Annotated in this window: 22 protein-coding genes and 1 pseudogene; 15 read left to right on the top strand and 8 right to left on the bottom strand. The window is 70.7% G+C overall.

All coding sequences use genetic code 11. The features are described from left to right. Positions 1–117: 117 nt before the first annotated feature. Both ABT004_RS30440 and ABT004_RS30435 read right to left on the bottom strand, forming a co-directional pair. Positions 118–1467 carry a PH domain-containing protein gene (locus ABT004_RS30440; protein WP_351343070.1) on the bottom strand — a complete coding sequence of 450 codons (1350 nt, stop codon included), beginning with the start codon at positions 1465–1467 and terminating at the stop codon, positions 118–120. Further along, complete coding sequence (locus tag ABT004_RS30435; protein ID WP_351343068.1) at positions 1464–1979, bottom strand: PH domain-containing protein; 516 nt, start codon at positions 1977–1979, stop codon at positions 1464–1466. The genes ABT004_RS30440 and ABT004_RS30435 overlap by 4 nt, the downstream gene beginning before the upstream one ends. 31 nt (positions 1980–2010) lie before the next feature. Between ABT004_RS30435 and ABT004_RS30430 the strand changes: the two genes are divergently transcribed. Next, a complete protein-coding gene (locus ABT004_RS30430) occupies positions 2011–3162 on the top strand; it encodes an NADH-quinone oxidoreductase subunit D (RefSeq protein ID WP_351343066.1) in 1152 nt (383 codons plus the stop codon). Here the strand turns inward: ABT004_RS30430 and ABT004_RS30425 are convergent. Next, positions 3127–4170: an SAM-dependent methyltransferase gene (locus ABT004_RS30425; RefSeq protein WP_351343064.1), complete on the bottom strand. Its 1044-nt coding sequence runs from the start codon at positions 4168–4170 to the stop codon at positions 3127–3129. The genes ABT004_RS30430 and ABT004_RS30425 overlap by 36 nt on opposite strands. 128 nt (positions 4171–4298) lie before the next feature. Here ABT004_RS30425 and ABT004_RS30420 point away from each other — a divergent pair, with 128 nt between their 5' ends. Both ABT004_RS30420 and ABT004_RS30415 read left to right on the top strand, forming a co-directional pair. Beyond that, a complete protein-coding gene (locus ABT004_RS30420; RefSeq protein WP_351343062.1) occupies positions 4299–5501 on the top strand; it encodes a sensor histidine kinase in 1203 nt (400 codons plus the stop codon). 73 nt (positions 5502–5574) lie between these two features. Then, positions 5575–6249, top strand: a complete 675-nt coding sequence (locus ABT004_RS30415; protein WP_351343060.1) for a response regulator — start codon at positions 5575–5577, stop codon at positions 6247–6249. A 13-nt stretch (positions 6250–6262) separates the two neighbouring features. Here the strand turns inward: ABT004_RS30415 and ABT004_RS30410 are convergent, their stop codons facing one another. Continuing rightward, a complete protein-coding gene (locus tag ABT004_RS30410; protein ID WP_351343059.1) occupies positions 6263–7369 on the bottom strand; it encodes a DUF5937 family protein in 1107 nt (368 codons plus the stop codon). Positions 7370–7546: 177 nt separating this feature from the next. Between ABT004_RS30410 and ABT004_RS30405 the strand changes: the two genes are divergently transcribed. Beyond that, positions 7547–7768, top strand: coding sequence for a hypothetical protein (locus ABT004_RS30405; protein ID WP_351343057.1), 222 nt, complete (start codon positions 7547–7549; stop codon positions 7766–7768). Between the two features lie 31 nt (positions 7769–7799). Here the strand turns inward: ABT004_RS30405 and ABT004_RS30400 are convergent, their stop codons facing one another. After that, a complete protein-coding gene (locus ABT004_RS30400) occupies positions 7800–8963 on the bottom strand; it encodes a threonine aldolase family protein (RefSeq protein ID WP_351343055.1) in 1164 nt (387 codons plus the stop codon). Between the two features lie 170 nt (positions 8964–9133). Here ABT004_RS30400 and ABT004_RS30395 point away from each other — a divergent pair, with 170 nt between their 5' ends. From ABT004_RS30395 to ABT004_RS30350, 10 genes are all read left to right on the top strand, one after another. Further along, a complete protein-coding gene (locus ABT004_RS30395) occupies positions 9134–10033 on the top strand; it encodes a Rossmann-like and DUF2520 domain-containing protein (protein ID WP_351343053.1) in 900 nt (299 codons plus the stop codon). A 134-nt stretch (positions 10034–10167) separates the two neighbouring features. Then, positions 10168–11127: a pantoate--beta-alanine ligase gene (panC, locus tag ABT004_RS30390; RefSeq protein ID WP_351343074.1), complete on the top strand. Its 960-nt coding sequence runs from the start codon at positions 10168–10170 to the stop codon at positions 11125–11127. Further along, the gene (locus ABT004_RS30385) at positions 11124–12839 is read left to right on the top strand and encodes an L-aspartate oxidase (RefSeq protein WP_351343051.1); all 1716 of its coding nucleotides are present in this window, start codon (positions 11124–11126) and stop codon (positions 12837–12839) included. Before panC ends, ABT004_RS30385 begins: the two co-directional genes overlap by 4 nt. Further along, positions 12836–13891, top strand: coding sequence for a carboxylating nicotinate-nucleotide diphosphorylase (gene nadC, locus ABT004_RS30380; protein ID WP_351343049.1), 1056 nt, complete (start codon positions 12836–12838; stop codon positions 13889–13891). Before ABT004_RS30385 ends, nadC begins: the two co-directional genes overlap by 4 nt. Then, a complete protein-coding gene (locus ABT004_RS30375; RefSeq protein ID WP_351343048.1) occupies positions 13891–14688 on the top strand; it encodes a type III pantothenate kinase in 798 nt (265 codons plus the stop codon). The genes nadC and ABT004_RS30375 overlap by 1 nt, the downstream gene beginning before the upstream one ends. A gap of 78 nt (positions 14689–14766) precedes the next feature. After that, on the top strand, positions 14767–15366 hold the full coding sequence (locus ABT004_RS30370) for a hypothetical protein (protein WP_351343046.1): 600 nt from the start codon (positions 14767–14769) through the stop codon (positions 15364–15366). Positions 15367–15379: 13 nt separating this feature from the next. Next, the gene (locus tag ABT004_RS30365; protein WP_351343044.1) at positions 15380–15568 is read left to right on the top strand and encodes a hypothetical protein; all 189 of its coding nucleotides are present in this window, start codon (positions 15380–15382) and stop codon (positions 15566–15568) included. A 126-nt stretch (positions 15569–15694) separates the two neighbouring features. Beyond that, positions 15695–16111 (top strand): BlaI/MecI/CopY family transcriptional regulator, encoded by a 417-nt coding sequence (locus tag ABT004_RS30360; protein WP_351343042.1) that lies wholly within the window; start codon positions 15695–15697, stop codon positions 16109–16111. 9 nt (positions 16112–16120) lie between these two features. Beyond that, positions 16121–16681 (top strand): amino-acid N-acetyltransferase, encoded by a 561-nt coding sequence (locus ABT004_RS30355; protein ID WP_351343040.1) that lies wholly within the window; start codon positions 16121–16123, stop codon positions 16679–16681. 249 nt (positions 16682–16930) lie between these two features. Beyond that, positions 16931–17266, top strand: coding sequence for a histone-like nucleoid-structuring protein Lsr2 (locus tag ABT004_RS30350; protein WP_266711306.1), 336 nt, complete (start codon positions 16931–16933; stop codon positions 17264–17266). Here the strand turns inward: ABT004_RS30350 and ABT004_RS30345 are convergent. Beyond that, a complete protein-coding gene (locus ABT004_RS30345) occupies positions 17245–17892 on the bottom strand; it encodes an SCO3374 family protein (RefSeq protein WP_351343072.1) in 648 nt (215 codons plus the stop codon). The two genes, ABT004_RS30350 and ABT004_RS30345, sit on opposite strands and share 22 nt — an antisense overlap. 430 nt (positions 17893–18322) lie before the next feature. On the opposite strand from ABT004_RS30345, the gene ABT004_RS30340 reads away from it, so the two are divergent. Then, the gene (locus tag ABT004_RS30340; RefSeq protein ID WP_351343038.1) at positions 18323–20857 is read left to right on the top strand and encodes an ATP-dependent Clp protease ATP-binding subunit; all 2535 of its coding nucleotides are present in this window, start codon (positions 18323–18325) and stop codon (positions 20855–20857) included. A 161-nt stretch (positions 20858–21018) separates the two neighbouring features. On the opposite strand, the pseudogene ABT004_RS36440 reads toward ABT004_RS30340, so the two are convergent. Continuing rightward, positions 21019–21180 (bottom strand): annotated as a pseudogene (locus tag ABT004_RS36440) (NACHT N-terminal Helical domain 1-containing protein); the annotation flags it as partial. 241 nt (positions 21181–21421) lie between these two features. After that, on the bottom strand, positions 21422–21696 hold a 275-nt coding region (locus ABT004_RS30335), incomplete at its 5' end, for a zinc ribbon domain-containing protein (protein ID WP_351343036.1).

Raw genomic sequence — 21696 nt, 5'->3', positions numbered from 1 at the left:
GTTTGGGGGTGTTTTTTGTGGGTTTTTTTTTTTCTTTTTTTTTTTTACTGTTTTTTGGGTTTTGGGGGGGGGGGGGGGGGGGGGGCCCCCCCCCCCCCCCCTCAGCCATTCCCGGGATCACGCCCCCGCCATCCACCGGTCAGGACGCGCGTCGCGGCGCCCCGTGCGGGAGCGGTCCGCCTGGGCCCGCAGGAGCTCGGACGCCTCGTCCACGTCCCTCAGGCGGGCTGTCACCGTCTTGTTGGCGCCGGTGTCGAGGTGCAGGTCGGCGACGCGCCAGTACCGCTCCCAGGGCCCCTGAGTGAGGCGCACGCTCTGCACCTTGGCGTGCGGGACGAGCGAGAGGCAGCGCTGCAGCAGTCCGTGGCGCGCGGCGAACACCGTTTCGGTGACCGTCACTCCGTAGCTCCGCCACCACACGGGCACGCACCAGCGGCCGCGCCGCGGCGCCCCCGCGAAGTCGTCCGGCTTCGGCACCGAGACCCCCGGCAGGATCCGCGCGACGACGTCCTCGGCATCCTCGCGCGGTGCCACGGGGACGAGCGCGGTGTTCGACGACCCGGCGACGTGCAGCTCGACGCGGACCCAGCCGCGGCGTCGCCACAGCAGCGGCTCGACGATCCGTACGGTCTGCACCCGCCCCGGCGGCACCGTCTCGTGCACACGGTCGAGCAGCCCGTGGTCGATGCGCAGCCCGTCCTGTGACTCGCTGACCGTCCAGTCGTACTCCTTGATGAACCGGCCCGCGCTGTTGGTGAAGGCCCCGCCGACCAGCGGCACCGCGACCGCGATCACTGTCCACAGGTTGTGGGTGGCGAACCACAGGAGCGTCGGGACAGCGACCGCGGCGAGCAGCATCGCCCAGGGAGTGCCCGTCAGGAGCAGCGCCACCGCGAGCATCCGCGGGGGCGTGTGCAGGATCGGCCGCGCCGGCGCCTCGCCCACGTCCTGCGCCGAGTCGGGCGCGAATCCGGCGGCCCGGGCGAGGAGTTCGGCACGCAGGTTTCCGGCCTCGCGCTCTCCCAAGAAGGCGAGCTCGTCCTTCTTGTCGGCCCCTACTACGTCGAGTTTCAGCTTGGCCACGCCCACGAAGCGGGCGAGAAGCGGCTGCGTGACATCCACCGCCTGGAGGCGGTCGAGCCGGATGTGGGCGGTGCGGCGGAACAACAGGCCCGTACGGATGCGCAGTTCGGTGTCGGTCACCGCGAAGTGCGTGAACCACCAGGTGAGGAATCCGTACAGGGCGGCCGCAGGAATCAGTACTCCGATGCCGATCAGCAGCACGACGGTGGAGAGGTGGGCCAGCTGGCGCTGCGCCTGGTCCATGTCGTGGACGGCCCAGCCGAGCAGGATCGCGATGGGCGCCCACGCGCGGCGCAGCGGCGTGACGGGGTGCAGGCGCCGCTCTCGCACGCCCTGAGCGGGCTCCTGGGCCGGGGCGCCGTCGGGGACGCGGGAGGGCGTCACAGGCCCGCCGATCGGGCCTCGCCGAGTTCGGTGAGGCGGTCGCGAAGGCGTTCGGCCTCAGCGGGCGCGAGACCGGGGATCGTCGCGTCGGTGGCCGCGGCGGCGGTGTGCAGTTGCAGGCTGGCCAGGCCGAACTTCCGCTCCAGCGGGCCGGATGTCACCTCGACGAGCTGCATCCGCCCGTACGGCACGATCGTCTCCTCGTGCCACAGGACGCCGCGGGTGATCAGCAGGTCGTCGGCCCGCTCCGCGTACCGCCACGAGCGCCAGTTGCGGCCGAGCATCACCCAGCCCCACACCAGGACCACGAGGGGGAGCACGCCGAACGCCGCCCATCCGGGGCCCACGAACATGGCGAGCAGCACCACGAGTGCCACCGCCAGCGGCACCAGCCACATGAGCAACAGCAGGCGGCGCAGTTTCAGCAGCCCGGCGGGCAGCCCGGTCCACTCCGGCCCTGTGGTGCTCGTCGGCCCTGTCGAGCCCGCCGCCCCTGTCGGCCCTGTCTTCATGCGGCCACCCTACGTACGAGAGACTGTGTCCATGACGCCCACGACTCAGGCCACGGTCGGCATCGGTGGTGCCGCGGAGAGCACCGACATGGTGCTCAACATCGGTCCGCAGCACCCTTCCACCCATGGTGTGCTGCGCCTGCGTCTCGTGCTCGACGGCGAGCGGATCCAGCAGGCGGAGCCGGTCATCGGCTACATGCACCGCGGTGCGGAGAAGCTCTTCGAAGCGCGCGACTACCGGCAGATCGTGATGCTCGCCAACCGCCACGACTGGCTGTCCGCGTTCTCGAACGAGCTGGGTGTCGTGCTCGCCGTCGAGCGGATGCTCGGCATGGAGGTACCGGAGCGCGCCGTGTGGCTGCGGACGTTGCTCGCCGAGCTGAACCGGGTGCTCAACCATCTGATGTTCCTGGGTTCGTACCCGCTCGAACTGGGCGGAATCACACCCGTCTTCCACGCCTTCCGTGAGCGCGAGGAACTCCAGAACGTCATGGAGGAGGTCTCCGGCGGGCGCATGCACTACATGTTCAACCGCGTCGGCGGCCTCAAGGAGGACCTGCCGCTCGGCTGGACCACCCGCGCGCGGGCGGCCGTCGCGAGCGTGCGCTCCCGCATGGACGTCTACGACAACCTCGTCCTCGGCAACGAGATCTTCCGGGGCCGCACGCGCGGGGTGGGCGTGCTCTCCGCCGAGGCCGCGCACGCCTACGGAGTCAGCGGCCCGATCGCCCGCGGCTCCGGCGTCGACTTCGACCTCAGGCGGGACGAGCCGTACCTCGCCTACGGAGAGCTGCAGGACACCCTGAAGGTCGTCACGCGACAAGAAGGCGACTGCCTGGCCCGGTTCGAGTGCCTCCTGGAGCAGGCGCACAACGCGCTCGACCTCGCCGACGCCTGCCTCGACCGGATCGCGGAACTCCCGCAGGGCCCGGTCAACCAGCGCCTCCCGAAGGTCCTCAAGGCGCCCGAGGGCCACACGTACGCGTGGACGGAGAACCCGCTCGGCATCAACGGCTACTACCTCGTCTCCAAGGGCGAGAAGACGCCGTACCGGCTCAAGCTGCGCTCCGCCTCGTACAACAACATCCAGGCGCTGACCGAGCTGCTTCCGGGGACGCTTGTCGCCGACATGGTGGCGATCCTCGGGTCACTGTTCTTCGTGGTCGGGGACATCGACAAGTAGGCCGGTATCGACAACTAGGCCGTCCACCGGCAGGCCCACCGGTTCGACCAGCCAGCCGAAGTCGCCGAGCCCGCCCCGCGCGGTCAGCTCCGCGGCCTCTCCGGCGCCCGCGAGCGCCCGGACGTACGCCGCCGGGTCCTGGGAGGCGAGGGCCAGCGGCGGGCGGCCCGCGCTGACGCCGAGGGCCTCCAGGGCGGCGCGCTGCGTGCGGAGACGGGCGCCCGGCGCGGTCGCGCACGCGTCCAGTGCCACGTGCGCCGTGATGTCGCAGGAGCCGTCGGGCACGGGCCTGGTCTCCCGGCCCTCGCGGAAGCCGGTGAGCGTGCCGAAGGGCGGCCGGGAGGCCCGCGTGTGCGCGTAGTCCACCGCCACCGCCAGGCCGCGCTCCAGAGTGCGTACAGCGGCCGCCCAGGCCTCGTCGCGGGGCCGCCCCACCTCGGCGCGCAGGCCCGGCTCGGGCGGCAGCGGCCACCAGTGGCGCAGCCAGTCCGCGGAGGTCTCGTCGAGGGGCCCGCTGTCGAGCGTCTCCGTGCCGTCCTCGCGTACGAGGACCAGCCGGGCCGTGCCGTCCGTGTCCGCCTCGACGACCTCCAGGGGCACGTTGTCGAGCCACTCGTTCGCGAAGAGGAGCCCGGTGACACCGGTGGGCGGCACCGACCGCCACTCGATCCGGTGGTCGAGTCCGGCGGGAGGTTCCGCCTTCTCCGCCGCGTAGGCACGCACGCGTGGCGCCACTTTTCCCGGCAGCACCTGGAGGACGCGCGAAACCAGCTCGCCGCGACCCGCCGCCATGTCGACGAACGCCAATTCGGCGGGCTCGCCGAGGGCCGCGTCCACCCGGCACAACAGCTCGGCGACGGCTTCGGCGAACAGCGGCGACGCATGCACTGACGTGCGGAAATGCCCGGCTGGACCCTCGGGTTTCCGGTAGAAGCCGGCCGGTCCGTACAGCGCCTCTTCGGTGGCCGCGCGCCATCCGCGCGGTGCCTCCTGTTGTCCGTTCTCCACACCTGAAGGCTATGTGCGCCGGGCGCACGCGCCGAGGGGTCCCTCCACCTTCAGGAGTACACGCGCCGGGTCCGGATCGACCCTCCGGTTGACCCCTGCACGCTGCACGCTTCCCTACGCTGGGTTACGTGCAGCGCGTCTACGACTTCATCCGCGGACACCCGACCTGGGTCGACGGCTTCTGGGCCGTGATTCTTTTCGGCATGTCCGTGGTCGGGGCGAACGGAGCGGGCGGTGACGGCCACGGGAACGAGGTGGCGCTGATCGTCTGCGCCGTCCTGATGTGCCTGGTGGTCGCGCTGCGCCGTCGGATGCCGGAGAAGATGCTGCTGCTCGCGGTGGCCACGGGCCTCGGCCAGCTGGTGTTCGACGTCAGGGTCAATCCCTCGGACTTCGCGATGCTGGTCGTCATCTACACCTGCGCGGTGAGCGGCCCGCGCTGGGCGTCCCGCTCCGGTCTGATCGGCGGACTGCTCGCGGCGCCGCTCTCCCTGCTCCGCTGGCCCACCGGCGGCGAGATAGGCACCACGGGCCAGATCCTCGTCACGGTCTTCCAGATGGTGCCGTTCGCCCTCGCCTGGGTGCTCGGCGACTCGCTGCGCACCAGGCGCGCGTATCTGGCACAGCTGGAGGAGCGCGCCAACCGCCTGGAGAAGGAGCGCGAGGCGCAGTCGAAGGTCGCGGTGGCGGCCGAACGGGCGCGTATCGCCCGCGAGTTGCACGACGTCGTCGCGCACAACGTGTCGGTGATGGTGGTGCAGGCCGACGGCGCCGCGTACGTCCTCGACCAGGCGCCCGACCAGGCCAAGAAGGCCCTGGAGACCATCTCGGGCACCGGCAGGCAGGCCCTCGCGGAGATGCGCAGGCTGCTCGGCGTACTGCGCACCGGCGAGCACGAGGAGGCCGGCGAGTACGTTCCGCAGCCCGACGTCGAGCAGATAGAGGAGCTCGTCGACGAGGTGCGCACGGCGGGCCTCCCGGTCGACTTCAGGGTGGAGGGCACCCCGCGCCCGCTGCCCAGCGGCGTCGAGCTGACCGCGTACCGCATCGTCCAGGAAGCGCTCACCAACACCCGTAAGCACGCCGGTCCGAACGCGGGCGCGAGTGTCCGCCTGGTCTACTTCGACGACGGCCTCGGCCTGCTCGTCGAGGACGACGGCAAGGGCGCCCCGCACGAGCTGTACGAGGACGGGGGCGCGGACGGCCGCGGCCACGGCCTTATCGGTATGCGTGAGCGCGTCGGTATGGTCGGCGGCACGCTGGACGCGGGACCGCGGCCCGGCGGTGGCTTCCGTATCAGCGTGCTGCTGCCTCTCAAGCCCGCCCATTGACACGTACAAGTCCACCGACACGTACTGGTCCACTGACTGGTACAAGTCCGTAGGTACAAGTGAGGACCGCCCGATGTCGATCAAGGTCATGCTCGTCGACGACCAGGTGCTGCTGCGCACCGGCTTCCGGATGGTGCTTGCCGCACAGCCGGACATGGAGGTCGTCGCCGAGGCGGGCGACGGCGTCGAGGCGCTGGAGGTGCTGCGCTCGGCCTCGGTGGACGTGGTCCTCATGGACGTCCGCATGCCGAAGCTCGACGGGGTCGAGACGACGCGGCGGATCTGCGCCGAGGACGACCCGCCCAAGGTCCTCATCCTGACCACCTTCGACCTCGACGAGTACGCGTTCTCGGGGCTCAGGGCGGGGGCCTCCGGCTTCATGCTCAAGGACGTGCCGCCGGGCGAGCTGCTCACCGCGATCCGCTCCGTGCACAGCGGCGACGCGGTGGTCGCCCCGTCCACGACCCGGCGGCTGCTCGACCGGTTCGCCCCGATGCTGCCGAGCAGCCCCGACCAGCCGCAGCACAAGCGGCTGGAGCGGCTCACCGAGCGCGAGCGCGAGGTCATGATCCTGGTCGCCCAGGGGCACTCGAACGGCGAGATCGCCGCGCGCCTGGTGCTGTCCGAGGCCACGGTGAAGACCCATGTGGGCCGCATCCTTACGAAGCTCGACCTGCGCGACCGGGTCCAGGTCGTCGTCCTCGCCTACGAGACGGGGCTCGTCCGGGCGGGCGGCGCGGGGGCCTGAGGCCCGGGGGCGGTCAGCGGAGGACTCCCTCGATGAAGTCCCCACCGAGGCGCGAGACGACGCTCAGGTCCAACTGGTGCTGTACGTAGCGGCCTTGCCGCCGCGTGGTGATCAGGCCGGCCTTCTTCAGGACCGACAGGTGCCGGGATATCTCCGGCGCCGTCATCCCGTGCGCGTCGACCAGCTCGCTCGTCGTGTACGAACCGCGGGCCAGGTGCCGGCACAGGCGGATACGGACCGGGTGGGCGAGGGCCGCCATGCGTCGCGTCAGCAGTTCCACGGAGGGCGGTGAGGCGAGACCGGGCGAGGCCACGGGGTAGTGGATCACCGGCTGCCAGTCGTGCCGGTGCAGCACCAGCAGGTGCGGCCAGCCGAGGCTCGTCGGCACCAGGACGAGGCCACCCTGGGCCGTCACCGTACGGCCCTCCACGACCTTGTCGACGGAGACGGTGCGCCCCTCCTCGTCCATCGAGACGGCGGCGGACACGGACGTGAGTCCTGCCCGCATCCCCTTGCGGCGCAACAGCTCCTTCTTGTGACGGGCGTCCGCCGCCAGTTGGTGCTGAAGGCGCGGCCACGCGTCCGCGAAGAACGCCTCGTCGCAGTCCTCCATCAGCTCGCGGAACCAGGCGCGCATGGCCGGCGGGTCGTCCAGGAGGCGCTGGGTGAACCGCACTTGGTGCGTCCCGCGTGCGGCCGCGAGGTCGAGGGCGCGCTCACGGGTGCGCGGGTCCGCCAGGCGGCCGTAGTCCGGGGCGCCGTAGGACTGCTGGCAGGTGAACTCCAGGGCGGCTTCGACGAATTGCTCGTCGGACAGCTTGTCCAGCAGGTCGAGGTCCTCGGCGAGCGTGGCCCCCGGCAGCGTGCGCCGCCCCGGTATCCCGGCGAACGGCATGAAGACGTCCGAGAACGTCGTCCGCCACAGGAAGTCCGCCTCGCAGAGCCGATCCGCGAGGCATGCGTCCAGGCGCGCGGACACACTCGTCACCCACCCCTGCAGCCCCGGATGGTGCGCGGGCTCCGCCAGCGCGTGCAGCGCCTCGCCGAGCTCGGCCAGGGGCGAGGGCACCACGCTGATCCGCTCAGGTGTCAAGCCCGTGATGTCGATGCGCACGCTCATGACCCCATGGTGCACGCCGCCACTGACAGTCGGTCCCTCGATTGACGGCTCCCGTCAATCGACGTGACCGCGCGGCGGCGCCGGGCGCAATCTCGTACTCATCGGCCCCGAACGGCAGCAAACAGGCTGATTTCCGGTCACGGCGCGACAATTGAGATGAAGGGCGAGGTGTTTGACGTGAGCATCACCCAGCAGTACGCCATCGACCTCTACCGCGCCGCCCAGCGCGGCGACGCGGCCCCACCGGCGCCCGGCCGGCACGACGTGGCCGCCTTCCGGGAGCTGCGCGACTACCGCCGGTTCAACGCGGTCGTGGCAGGCCGCCCGGCCCGCGGCCGGATCCGGGCGGCGCTGGCCCGACGGCTCTCCGGTCGCCGCGGCCACCCGGCCGGTTGCTGAGCCGGTCGCCCCTGCGGGGGGATCCGCGCCGCTACGAAGAGAGCCGCCCCACGAAGTCCGCGACGGCCGCGTGGACGTCGTCCCGGCTCCACTCCAGGCCCGCCGCGGCGACCGTGACCTCCGTGGCCGCGAGCCCCGGCACCGCGCCCTCGTCCGACCAGCGCGCGAACAGCGCCGTCCGGGTCTCCTCCACCTGCGCGATCCCGGCCTCCGTGAGTGCCTCGGCGTCGTAGGGCAGCCAGACCTTGAACTGGTGCGTGTGCGGCACCTCGGGGGACACCCGCGCCCCGGTGACACCGGCCTTGGCGAAACCCTCCCGCAGTGCCTGCGCGACCATGCGCGCGTGCGCCACGTATTCGGGGAGCCGCGGCAACTCCCGCTCAAGACCCGCCAGCGCCGAGATCGCCTGCGGGAACTGCTGGAAGACCAGGCCGCCGTAGCGGTGCCGCCAGGCCCTCGCCTCGCCGATGAACGACTCCGGGCCCGCGAGCACCGCGCCACTGAGGCCGCCGAGCGACTTGTAGAACGACACGTAGACGCTGTCCGCGAGCTCCGCGATCTCGTCCAGCGGGCGCCCGAAGTGCGCCGTGGTCTCCCACAGGCGGGCCCCGTCGAAGTGGATCACGGCGTCACGCGCGCGTGCCGCCTCGCAGACCTCTGCCAGCTCCTCCCACGTGGGCAGCACGAATCCCGCGTCCCTGAGCGGCAGTTCGAGCATCAGCGTCCCGAACGGCTCGGCCAGGTCGTGCACGTCATCGGCGCCGATCTGCCGCGCCGCCTTCGTGGGGTGCACGGTGCGCAGCCCTGCCACCGTGGTCAGCGCCTCCCGCTCGTGGACCTCCGGGTGCGCCAGCGGGTGCAGGGCCACCGTGGAGTTGCCGGTGCGGCCCGCCCAGCAGCGCAGCGCGACCTGCTGGGCCATCGTGCCGGTGGGGAAGAACGCGGCCGCCTCCTTGCCGAGCAGCGCGGCGACCTTCGTCTCCAGGTCGGCCACGATGCCGTCCCCGTAGATGTCGACGTCCACGGACAGGTCGGCCACCGCCGCCGCGGCGCCGGACAGGCTCTCCCACCGCTCGCCGAGCGTGGCCCAGGTCGGGCCATGGGCCAGTGTGCGTCGCGCTCCCCGCAGGGCCGCGAGCAGCCGTTCGGCCTGCGTCTTCTCGGGGGTGGCAGTGTTCTCGGCGGTTCCGTTCATCTGTCGATCATGGCGCACCCGCGTGCGCTTGCCCACAGCCTGTGGACGACCGGGACCCACGCGGACAGATAGCGTTAACATGACGAGAAATCGTCCGGTACCCCGAGCGGACTGGAACGGAAGGCCATCGCCTCGTGACAACACCCCCTCCGAACCCACGATCCGAACCCATGGACCCCAGGGACCGCCCCGCCCGCCTCACCGTAGGCGTCGTCGGCGCGGGCCGTGTCGGTCCCGCGCTCGCCGCGTCCCTGCAACTGGCCGGGCACCGACCCGTCGCCGTCTCCGGAGTCTCCGACGCCTCCGTGCGGCGGGCGGCCGCGCTGCTGCCCGACGTGCCCCTGGTGCCGCCCGCCGAGGTCCTCGCCAAGGCCGACCTGGTGCTCCTCACCGTCCCCGACGACGTCCTGCCGGGCCTGGTCGAGGGGTTCGCCGAAACCGGCGCCGTACGGCCTGGCCAGCTGCTCGTGCACACGTCGGGACGGTACGGCGCGAAGGTCCTCGAACCGGCGCTGCGCGCGGGTGGACTGCCGCTCGCGCTGCACCCCGCGATGACGTTCACCGGCACCGCCGTCGACGTCCAGCGCCTGGCGGGCTGCTCGTTCGGTGTCACCGCGCCCGAGGAGCTGCGGCTCGCCGCGGAGGCCCTGGTCATCGAGATGGGCGGCGAACCCGAGTGGATCGCCGAGGAGAACCGCGCGCTCTACCACGCGGCCCTCGCGCTCGGCGCAAACCACCTGGTCACCCTGATCGCGGAGTCCATGGAACTGCTCCGTGAGGCGGGCGTGGGCGCCCCCGACCGGATGCTGGGCCCGCTGCTCGGCGCGGCGCTCGACAACGCGCTCAGGTCGGGCGACGCGGCCCTCACGGGCCCGGTGGCGCGCGGCGACGCGGGCACCGTCGCCGCCCACATCGCGGAGCTGCGCAAGCACGCGCCGCAGACCGTCGCCGGCTATCTCGCGATGGCCCGTGCGACCGCCGACCGCGCGCTCGCGCACGGCCTGTTGAAGCCGGAGCTCGCGGAGGACCTGCTGGGCGTCCTCGCGACCGGTGCGGAGGAGACCCGATGAGCAGCCCCACGGACTCCGTAAAAGCGAGCCCTACGAAGACGAGCCCTACGAAGATGAGTGAGACGCCGACGAGCTCTACGGAGACGAGCCCTGCGCAGACGTCGCACACGCGGCTTGTCCACAAGGGCGCCGACATGCGGGCACGCACGCGTACCGGCCGCCGCGTCGTGGTCATGACGATGGGCGCCCTGCACGAGGGCCACGCGACCTTGATCCGCGCGGCCAGGGCCCGCGCGGGTACGGACGGCGAAGTGGTCGTCACCGTCTTCGTGAACCCGCTGCAGTTCGGCGCGGGCGAGGACCTCGACCGCTATCCGCGCACCCTGGAAGCGGACGTGAAGATCGCCGAACAGGCGGGCGCGGACGCCGTGTTCGCGCCGTCCGTCGACGAGGTCTACCCCGGCGGGCAGCCCGAGGTCCGCATCACGGCGGGCCCCATGGGAGAGCGCCTCGAAGGCGCCTCACGCCCCGGCCACTTCGACGGCATGCTCACCGTGGTCGCCAAGCTGCTGCACCTCACGCGCGCGGACGTGACCCTCTTCGGCCAGAAGGACGCGCAGCAGCTCGCCCTGGTGCGCCGCATGGCGCGCGATCTGAACTTCGACGTGGAGATCGTCGCCGTACCCACGGTCCGCGAGGACGACGGGCTCGCGCTCTCCTCCCGCAACCGCTACCTGTCCCCGGCCGAGCGCCGCACCGCGCTTGCCCTCTCCGACGCCCTGTTCACCGGCCGCGACCGGCATGCGGCGCAGGAGGCCCTGCGCGCGCGTGCCGCCGAGAGCCCGACCCCGCGCGCGCGGGCCAAGGCGCTCGGAAGGATTGGCGAGGCCCGCGCCGCCGCCGACTCGCACGCCGTCGCCACGGCGTTCCCGGGCTCCCCCTCGGCCGTGCTCGCGGCGGCCCGCCTGATCCTCGACGAGGCCAAGCGCCTCCAGCCGCCGATCGAGCTCGACTACGTGGCTCTTGTCGACCCGCGCGACTTCACCGACGTGACCGACGGCTTCGAGGGCGAGGCCGTGCTCGCGGTCGCCGCGCGCGTGGGCGCCACCCGCCTCATCGACAACCTGCCGCTGACCTTTGGAGGACACCAGTGAGCAGCACCGGTATAAGGCTCCACGCCCCCACCCCCGGCTGGAACGTCGCAGCGGACGTCGTGGTCGTCGGCTCCGGAGTCGCGGGCCTGACCGCGGCGCTGCGCTGCCAGGCCGCGGGCCTGCGCACCGTCGTCGTCACCAAGGCCAGCCTCGACGAAGGCTCCACGCGCTGGGCGCAGGGCGGCGTGGCCGCGGCGCTCGGTGAGGGCGACACCCCCGAGCAGCACCTGGACGACACCCTGGTCGCCGGTGTCGGGCTGTGCGACGAGGCGGCCGTGCGCACCCTCGTCACCGAGGGACCCGACGCCGTCCGCCGGCTGATCGAGACCGGCGCGCACTTCGACGAGTCCGCGGAGGGCGACCTGGAACTGACCCGCGAGGGCGGCCACCACCGGCGCCGCATCGCGCACGCGGGCGGCGACGCGACCGGAGCGGAGATCTCCCGCGCACTGGTGGAAGCCGTACGCGCGCGTGGCGTGGAAACCGTCGAGAACGCCCTGGTACTGGACCTGTTGACGGACACCGAGGGCCGCACGGCCGGCGTCTCCCTGCACGTCATGGGAGAGGGCCAGCACGATGGCGTCGGCGCGGTCCTGGCCCCCGCCGTCGTCCTCGCGACCGGCGGCATGGGCCAGGTCTTCTCGGCGACCACGAACCCGCACGTGTCCACGGGTGACGGCGTGGCCCTCGCCCTGCGCGCGGGCGCCGAGGTCAGCGACCTGGAATTCGTCCAGTTCCACCCGACCGTGCTGTTCCTGGGCGCGGACGCCGAGGGCCAGCAGCCGCTCGTCTCCGAAGCCGTACGCGGCGAAGGCGCCCACCTCGTGGACGCGGACGGCGTGCGCTTCATGGTGGGGCAGCACGAACTCGCCGAACTGGCGCCCCGCGACATCGTCGCCAAGGGCATCACGCGCCGCATGCTGGAGCAGGGCGTCGAGCACATGTACCTCGACGGGCGGCACTTCGGTGCCGACATGTGGGAGCACCGGTTCCCCACGATCCTCGCGGCCTGCCGCGCCCACGGCATCGACCCGGTGACCGAGCCGATCCCGATCGCCCCCGCCGCGCACTACGCCTCCGGAGGCGTCCGCACCGACCTGTACGGCCGCACCACCGTGCCGGGCCTGTACGCGTGCGGGGAGGCGGCCTGCACGGGCGTCCACGGGGCGAACCGGCTGGCCTCCAACTCCCTTCTGGAAGGCCTCGTCTACGCGGAGCGCATCGCGGACGACATCGAGCGGCAGCACGCGGGAAGCGGCCTCCACGCGCGCGTGCCCGCCCCCGTGGAGCACCCGCCGACCCCGACGCACCCGCTGCTGCCCCCGGAGGCCCGCTTCGCCATCCAGCGCGTGATGACGGCGGGCGCGGGCGTCCTGCGCTCCGGTGACTCACTCGCGGAGGCCGCCGCCCGGCTCGGCCGCATCCACGCCGAAGCGGTCAACTCCCTTACGGAGAACGGCAAGACGGCCGAGCCCGGCGTCGACACCTGGGAGGCCACCAACCTCCTGTGCGTGGCCCGCGTCCTGGTCGCCGCCGCCCGCCGCCGCGAGGAGACCCGCGGTTGCCACTGGCGCGAGGACCACCCGGACCGCGACGATGCCTCGTGGCGCAGCCACATCGTCGTACGCCTGAATCCGGACCGGACTCTGGCCACGTACACCACACCCACAGCAGACTTCCCGGCAACGGCCAAGAACCCTCAGGAGCAGTGACCGACGTGAGCGCCACCCCCGACCTCCCCCTCGCCGACAGCGGCGGCTGCGGCGACAGCTGCGGCTGTGCGCAGGGCAGCGACGAGAACGCCTCCGACGTCATGGAGTGCGGCCTCGACCCGTCGCTCGCCCAGCTGCTGCTCGACGCGGGCCTGCACCCGGTCGAGATCGAGGACATCGCCCACATGGCGATCACCGAGGACCTGGACGGCGGCGTGGACGTCACGACCGTCGCCACGATCCCCGAAGAGGCCGTCGCCACTGCCGACTTCACGGCCCGCGAGGCGGGCGTCGTGGCGGGCCTGCGCGTCGCCGAAGCGGTCATCTCCGTAGTGGCCGCCGACGAGTTCGAGGTCGAGCGGCACGCGGAGGACGGCGACCGGATCGAGGCGGGCCAGAAGCTCCTGTCGGTCACCACCCGCACCCGCGACCTGCTCACCGCCGAGCGCACCGCGCTCAACATCATGTGCCGCCTCTCCGGCATCGCGACCGCCACGCGCGCGTGGGCGGACGTGCTGGACGGCACGAAGGCGAAGGTCCGCGACACCCGCAAGACGACGCCCGGCCTGCGCTCCCTGGAGAAGTACGCGGTCCGCATGGGCGGCGGCGTCAACCACCGCATGTCCCTGTCGGACGCGGCCCTGGTCAAGGACAACCACGTGGTCGCTGCCGGTGGTGTGGCGCAGGCCTTCCAGGCCGTGCGCGAGCGCTTCCCCGGCCTGCCGATCGAGGTCGAGGTCGACACCCTGCACCAGCTGCGCGAGGTGCTCGACGCGGGCGCCGACCTGATCCTCCTGGACAACTTCACGCCGGGTGAGACGGAGGAGGCGGTGGCGATCACCGACGGCCGCGCGCTCCTGGAGTCCTCCGGCCGCCTCACCCTGGAAAACGCCGCTACGTACGCGAAGACGGGCGTCGACTACCTCGCCGTGGGTGCGCTCACCCACTCCTCACCGATCCTCGACATCGGCCTCGACCTGTGCCCGCCCGTCTCCCGCCACCACCCTTCTGAGGAAGCGCTTCGCGCCTTGTCTTCTGGAGCGGACGCCTGATGCTGCTCACCATCGACGTCGGCAACACCCACACCGTCCTCGGGCTCTTCGACGGCGAGGAGATCATCGAGCACTGGCGCATCTCCACGGACGCGCGCAGGACGGCCGACGAACTCGCCGTCCTGCTCAAGGGCCTGATGGGCATGCACCCGCTGCTCGGCGACCAACTGGGCGACGGCATCGACGGCATCGCCATCTGCTCGACCGTCCCCTCGGTCCTGCACGAGCTGCGCGAGGTCACCCGCCGCTACTACGGCGACGTACCCGCCGTCCTGGTCGAACCCGGCATCAAGACCGGCGTGCCGATCCTCATGGACAACCCCAAGGAGGTCGGCGCCGACCGGATCATCAACGCGGTCGCGGCCGTCGAGATGTACGGCGGCCCGGCGATCGTCGTGGACTTCGGCACGGCCACGACCTTCGACGCGGTGTCCGCGCGTGGCGAGTACGCGGGCGGCGTGATCGCGCCCGGCATCGAGATCTCCGTCGAGGCGCTCGGCATGCGCGGCGCCCAGCTGCGCAAGATCGAGCTGGCCAGGCCGCGCAGCGTCATCGGCAAGAACACGGTCGAGGCCATGCAGGCGGGCATCGTGTACGGCTTCGCGGGCCAGGTCGACGGGGTCGTGAACCGGATGGCGAAGGAGCTCGCGGACGACCCGGACGACGTGACCGTCATCGCGACGGGCGGGCTCGCGCCGATGGTCCTCGGCGAGGCCACCGTGATCGACGAGCACGAGCCGTGGCTGACGCTGATCGGGCTGCGGCTCGTGTACGAGCGGAACGTTTCTCGGCTCTGAATCGGTTACGAAGGTCAGGGCGCGCCCGGGAATTGCCGATTAACCCGATTTGTCCGTAATGGGACGTATCGTCATTTCATGCCCACGCCCTACGGAAACCGCGGCGGCATGGCGTTCGGTGCAGAAGAGCTGCGTGTGCTCCGACGCGCCCTCGCCCTCGCCCTCCACCCCAGCCCCGTCTCGGACGAGGACGTCCGGTCCTGTCTGCGACTCGCGGAGTCGGTCGACGAAGCGGCCAAGGAAGGCATCCGCATGCGGTCCTTCCTCCGCTCCGACCTCGACCGCTACCGGGCCGCCCTGCCCGGCTCCGCCCCCGGCTATCTGAGCCTCCTCAAGGAGGCCCTGGCGGCGGGCCACAGGCCCGGCGCCGACGACCTCACGGCGCTGCGCGCGCTGCCCGCGAACCCCGGCGCGGTGGCCCTCCTCGCCCGCTGCCGCGACCTGGCGGAACAGGGCGTACGCGACAAGTTCGACGCGCTGTACCGCCCCCGCGTCCCGGCCTCTCGCACCCACCTGCTCGCCCTGCCCGGCGGCCTCTCGGAGGCGGACGGCGGCAAGCCCGCGAGGCCGGCCCCCGAGGCCCCGCCGCGCCCGGTCCCCACCCCGGCCGAGGTCTTCCCACCGAAGCGCCGCCCCGCCCAACCCCCGGCCCCGTCGCAACGACTGGCCGTCGGGTAGCTACTCTGGGGGCATGGACTACGTCTCCGCGCTCGTGCCCCCGGTCGTGATGGCCGCGTTCTTCGTCGGTCTGATCGTGACCATCGTGAAGTCGCAGGGCGGCGACAAGAAGGCCAAGGAGGACGCGGCCGTCGACGCCGCCATCGCGCGCGCCGAGTCCGCCCGGCAGGGCGGCGGCGCGCAGCGGGACGCGACCGCCTGAGCGCGGACGCGACCGGTACGGAAACCGCAGTGAGGGGCGCCCGCCGGGCGCCCCTTTTGTCATTGCTCGGCGATCATCGCCACGTCCCACGTTGAATTACCGACTTCTCCCACTATTGTGCTTCTCGTGCCGCGCCCCTTGGGAGAACTCGAAGACGCAGTGATGACGCGGGTGTGGAAGTGGAACCGCCCGGTCACCGTGAGGGAAGTCCTGGAGGACCTCCAACAGGAACGGTCCATCGCCTACACGACCGTCATGACCGTATTGGACAATCTCCATCAGAAGGGCTGGGTACGCCGCGAAGCGGAAGGCCGGGCCTATCGATATGAGGCGGTCTCCACCCGGGCCGCGTACTCGGCGGCGCTGATGAACGAGGCCTGGGCGCAGAGTGACAACCCGGCCGCCGCCCTCGTCGCGTTCTTCGGGATGATGTCGGCGGGGCAGCGCGAGGCACTCAGGGATGCCATGCGGATCGTGTCGCCCGAACTGCCGGCCGAAGTCCCCTCGGCCCCCGAGGAAGCGGACGACGGAGCCGGGCGATAGCGTCCGGACATGCCAGCAGAGCTCCCCGAAGTCGGGTCAACCGTCGAATCGACCCGTAAAGCAGTCACCGTACGCAGGGCGAGGACGGCCGATGTGCCGGAGGTGCGCCGCCTGCTCGACGCGTACAGCCGACAGGGGATCCTGCTCGACAAAGCCACCGTGACGCTTTACGAGGACATCCAGGAGTTCTGGGTCGCGGAACGCGACGACAACGCAGCGGTCGTCGGCTGCGGCGCGCTGCACATCATGTGGGAAGACCTCGCGGAAGTCCGCACGCTCGCGGTGGATCCGCAGGTCAAGGGGTCCGGCGTGGGGCATCTGCTGCTCGAGAAGCTTCTTCAGACCGCGCGCTGGATCGGTGTTCGGCGGGTTTTCTGCCTCACCTTCGAAGTCGAGTTCTTCGCCAAGCACGCGTTCGTGGAGATCGGCGAGACACCCGTCGATACGGTCGACACCGATGTCTACAGTGAGCTGCTGCGTTCCTATGACGAGGGCGTAGCAGAGTTCCTGGGTCTCGAACGAGTGAAACCGAACACCTTGGGCAACAGCCGGATGCTTCTGCATCTGTGATCGCCGCCGGGTGCTATTCCGGCATGCGTGCTTGCAACGGTTCCCTATGTCCGAATCGCGCATGTTTTTGGGCCGCGCGGGCAGTGTTCAACTCCGAGATCTCTCCCGGATCTCAGCCAGGGGTTTGTGTTTTTCGGGCAAAAGCGGTTTGCTTTCCGACGTACTGCAGTACTGCATATAACAAGGGGACGGCGAATCGGCGGCCATGGTCGCGGGGCCGCCCTTCAGATTTCGATGAAAGGAAATCCGGTGGCACAGAAGGTTCAGGTCCTTCTTGTCGATGACCTCGACGGTGGCGAGGCGGACGAGACGGTGACGTTCGCGCTCGACGGTAAGTCGTACGAGATCGACCTCACCACCGCCAATGCGGACAAGCTCCGTGGCCTCCTTGAGCCGTACCTCAAGGGTGGTCGTCGCACCGGTGGCCGTTCGAGCGGCCGGGGCAAGGCGCGCGCCACGTCCGGCGGTGGCAACCAGGACACCGCGCAGATCCGCGCGTGGGCGAAGGAGAACGGGTACGAGGTCAACGACCGCGGCCGCGTTCCCCAGTCGATCCGTGAGGCCTACGAGAAGGCCAACGGCTGACGGGACGGCCGCTTTGGTCGCTTTGTTGACGTGGTCGCCGGCGCAGCCGCGCCGCGACGCAGGCGGGCCCGGTGGCAGTGCGTCGCCGCCGTGTCCACGAGGCGTACGAGATCGGGGGCGCCCCCACCGCCCCCCACGACCGACCAGGTCGAGACGGCCGACAGGCTCGTCAGGGCCGGTAGCACCGGTTCCACCTCGCAGCCGGGCTCGGGGGGCCGCACCCACACAGCGGCCTCCTGCGAGCCGTGCCACCCCGGAGGCGTCGGCGCGTCCATGAGACCGCCCGTCCCGACCGCGACGAGGTCCAGGGGCAGCGCCCCCCACTCCAGCCAGTCGAGCAGCCCCGGCAGCTCGTCCGCGCTGCCCGGGGCGACCAGCAGCCGCATCGTTTCCCCGCACACGGCCACCGGTGACCGGGGATCGAGTCTGCGCAGCATCGCGAAGCCGGCGTCGGCCGGCACCTCCAGGACGTCGAAGCGCAGCCCGGTGTGCAGCAGTGCGCCGTCGGGCCCTGCCGCAGTCGCCCAGCCGAGTTCGTCCTCGTACCAGCGCCGGACCGGATCGCGTCCGGTGTCGGTCAGCGGGAGTCGGGGAGCGGGAACGGTCGTGCCGGTGGTGGTGACCATGCCAGGAGCAACAGCCACCGACGCTCCAGGGTTACGCATCGTCGTCGCGCGCATACTTACTGTGTTCGGAAAAGGGGCGCACGAGAGCGTTGGGCGGCGCAAAGGTGTTCGCCCGTAGCGGAGGGAACCGGGGCGCGCCGCATGGAGTGTCAGTCCTTACGGGTAAGACATCCCTAGTGGGAGGGGCGACACGTGCGGGACGGGCAGTCTGCGTTCGCCATCGGCGTAGTGATGGTGGGGGTATCTGCCTGGCCTGCGGGAACATCGTCTCGCACCATCGGGTTGGAGCAGTTGTCGGCGTTCGGGGCAGGAGACCATGAACGGGTGTCGGCAGATGGAATGAGCGGTCCCCGCTTGCGGGACTAAGCTGCGGAAGGACAGGGAGGGGACCGACCCCTAACTGCCTGACCGCTCTGAGGAGCGATTAACGATGTTCGAGAGGTTCACCGACCGCGCGCGGCGGGTTGTCGTCCTGGCTCAGGAAGAAGCCCGGATGCTCAACCACAATTACATCGGCACCGAGCACATCCTCCTGGGCTTGATCCACGAGGGCGAGGGTGTCGCCGCTAAGGCCCTGGAGAGCCTCGGGATTTCGCTCGAGGCGGTCCGCCAGCAGGTGGAGGAGATCATCGGGCAGGGCCAGCAGGCTCCGTCCGGCCACATCCCCTTCACTCCCCGTGCCAAGAAGGTCCTGGAGCTGTCGCTCCGCGAGGCCCTTCAGCTGGGCCACAACTACATCGGCACGGAGCACATCCTGCTCGGCCTGATCCGTGAGGGCGAGGGCGTCGCCGCCCAGGTCCTGGTCAAGCTGGGCGCAGACCTCAACCGGGTGCGGCAGCAGGTCATCCAGCTGCTCTCCGGTTACCAGGGCAAGGAGACCGCCGGCGCAAGCGGCGGCCCTGCCGAGGGCACGCCCTCGACGTCCCTGGTGCTCGACCAGTTCGGCCGCAACCTCACGCAGGCCGCTCGCGAGACCAAGCTCGACCCGGTCATCGGGCGCGAGAAGGAAATCGAGCGCGTCATGCAGGTTCTGTCGCGCCGCACCAAGAACAACCCGGTCCTGATCGGTGAGCCCGGCGTCGGCAAGACGGCGGTCGTCGAGGGCCTGGCCCAGGCGATCGTCAAGGGCGAGGTGCCCGAGACGCTGAAGGACAAGCACCTCTACACGCTTGACCTCGGCGCGCTGGTCGCCGGCTCCCGCTACCGCGGTGACTTCGAGGAGCGCCTCAAGAAGGTGCTCAAGGAGATCCGCACGCGCGGCGACATCATCCTGTTCATCGACGAGCTGCACACGCTGGTCGGTGCGGGTGCCGCCGAGGGCGCCATCGACGCGGCTTCCATCCTGAAGCCCATGCTGGCCCGCGGTGAGCTGCAGACCATCGGTGCGACGACGCTCGACGAGTACCGCAAGCACCTGGAGAAGGACGCGGCCCTCGAGCGCCGCTTCCAGCCGATCCAGGTCGCGGAGCCGTCGCTGCCGCACACGATCGAGATCCTCAAGGGCCTGCGTGACCGTTACGAGGCCCACCACCGGGTCTCCATCACGGACGAGGCCCTCGTCCAGGCCGCGACCCTGGCCGACCGGTACATCTCGGACCGCTTCCTGCCGGACAAGGCGATCGACCTGATCGACGAGGCCGGTTCCCGGATGCGCATCCGCCGGATGACCGCGCCGCCGGACCTCCGCGAGTTCGACGAGAAGATCGCGGGCGTGCGTCGCGACAAGGAGTCGGCCATCGACTCCCAGGACTTCGAGAAGGCGGCCTCTCTCCGCGACAAGGAGAAGCAGCTGCTCGCCGCGAAGGCCAAGCGCGAGAAGGAATGGAAGGCCGGCGACATGGATGTCGTCGCGGAGGTCGACGGCGATCTGATCGCCGAGGTCCTCGCGACCGCCACCGGCATTCCGGTCTTCAAGCTGACCGAGGAGGAGTCCTCGCGTCTGCTGCGCATGGAGGACGAGCTCCACAAGCGGGTGGTCGGCCAGAAGGACGCCGTCAAGGCGCTCTCGCGGGCGATCCGTCGTACGCGGGCCGGTCTGAAGGACCCGAAGCGTCCCGGTGGTTCGTTCATCTTCGCGGGCCCGTCCGGTGTCGGTAAGACCGAGCTCTCCAAGGCGCTCGCCGAGTTCCTCTTCGGTGACGAGGAGGCGCTGATCTCCCTCGACATGTCGGAGTTCAGCGAGAAGCACACGGTGTCGCGTCTCTTCGGTTCCCCGCCCGGATACGTGGGTTACGAAGAGGGCGGTCAGCTGACCGAGAAGGTGCGGCGCAAGCCGTTCTCGGTGGTTCTTTTCGACGAGGTCGAGAAGGCCCACCCGGACATCTTCAACAGCCTTCTGCAGATCCTGGAAGACGGTCGACTGACCGACTCCCAGGGCCGCGTCGTGGACTTCAAGAACACGGTCATCATCATGACGACCAACCTTGGAACCCGTGACATCTCGAAGGGCTTCAACCTCGGCTTCGCGGCCATGGGTGACTCGAAGTCCAACTACGAGCGCATGAAGAACAAGGTGTCGGACGAGCTCAAGCAGCACTTCCGCCCCGAGTTCCTCAACCGTGTCGACGACGTCGTCGTCTTCCCGCAGCTCAGCCAGGACGACATCCTCACGATCGTCGACCTGATGATCACGAAGGTGGACGAGCGCCTCAAGGACCGCGACATGGGCATCGAGCTCTCGCAGTCCGCCAAGGAACTGCTCTCCAAGAAGGGCTACGACCCCGTGCTCGGCGCGCGTCCGCTGCGTCGCACGATCCAGCGTGAGGTCGAGGACAGCCTGTCGGAGAAGATCCTCTTCGGCGAGCTGCGCCCGGGCCACATCGTGGTCGTGGACACGGAGGGCGAGGGCGAGAACAAGACCTTCACCTTCCGCGGCGAGGAGAAGGCGGCACTGCCCGACGCCCCGCCGATCGAGGACGCGGCCGCGGGCGGCTCCGCCGGGCCGAACCTGAGCAAGGAGGCGTAACCCCTCCGGGGCGAGCCTGATACGGGTGGGCCCGAACTGTTCCTGACGGAACGGTTCGGGCCCACCCGTTTCTCGTGTCCGGGGTTGGTACGCGGGTCAGCGCTGGTCGACGGTGATCCGGGCGTGCGGGAAGAGGCGGGCGTGTGCTGGGCGAGACGGGCTGCCTGTACGTCGTTCATGGTGAGGCCGCCGAGGGCGAACAGCGTGGCGGCCAGGGCGAGAGCGAGCGATTCGGCCTCGGCGGCCGGGAGCGGCGCCTCGCCAGGGGTGCGTGCGGCGGCGGTGGCGAGGGCGCGGGCGATCCGCTCGGCCGTCGGCGGCGTCCAGGTTGCGCTTCTCGCCCCGGAAGGAGACGGGCTCGGAGAGGCGTACCGGTTTGTCTGTCAGGCCTGCACCAGGGCCCTCCTGGACGGGGAGTTTCTTGAGCGCCGGGACGATCACGCTCGATGAATATGAGGGGTGCGAAGCTCCGCAGAGGGCGGCGGAATCCATGGTTCGGGAGCTTGACCTGCAACCCCGCCCTGAAGGGCGGGGATTCTGGCTTCCGCTTCCGTTGCTGTGCAGCTACGCGGCACAGGGTTCGGTCGGGAATCCTTGGCTTCCTGTTTCTGCACGTGGTGCCGGACGTGGTGTCCCGGTCTTACCTACGCTCCGCAGGCTGTCACCGCCGAGTCCGGCGGTCTTCTTCACGTTGATCGCGGCGTTGACGCCCCGGTCGTGGACCGCGCCGCAGGCAGGGCAGGCCCATTCCCGCACGTCGAGGGGCTTGGGCCCGTCCTTGGTGCCGCAGGTCGAGCAGGCCTGGCTGGTCGGCTCGTACCGGCCGATCCTGATCAGGG

This window comes from Streptomyces sp. NPDC002790 (genome assembly GCF_040295505.1).
GTDB lineage: Bacteria > Actinomycetota > Actinomycetes > Streptomycetales > Streptomycetaceae > Streptomyces.
This window is presented reverse-complemented; position numbering and strand designations above follow the sequence as displayed.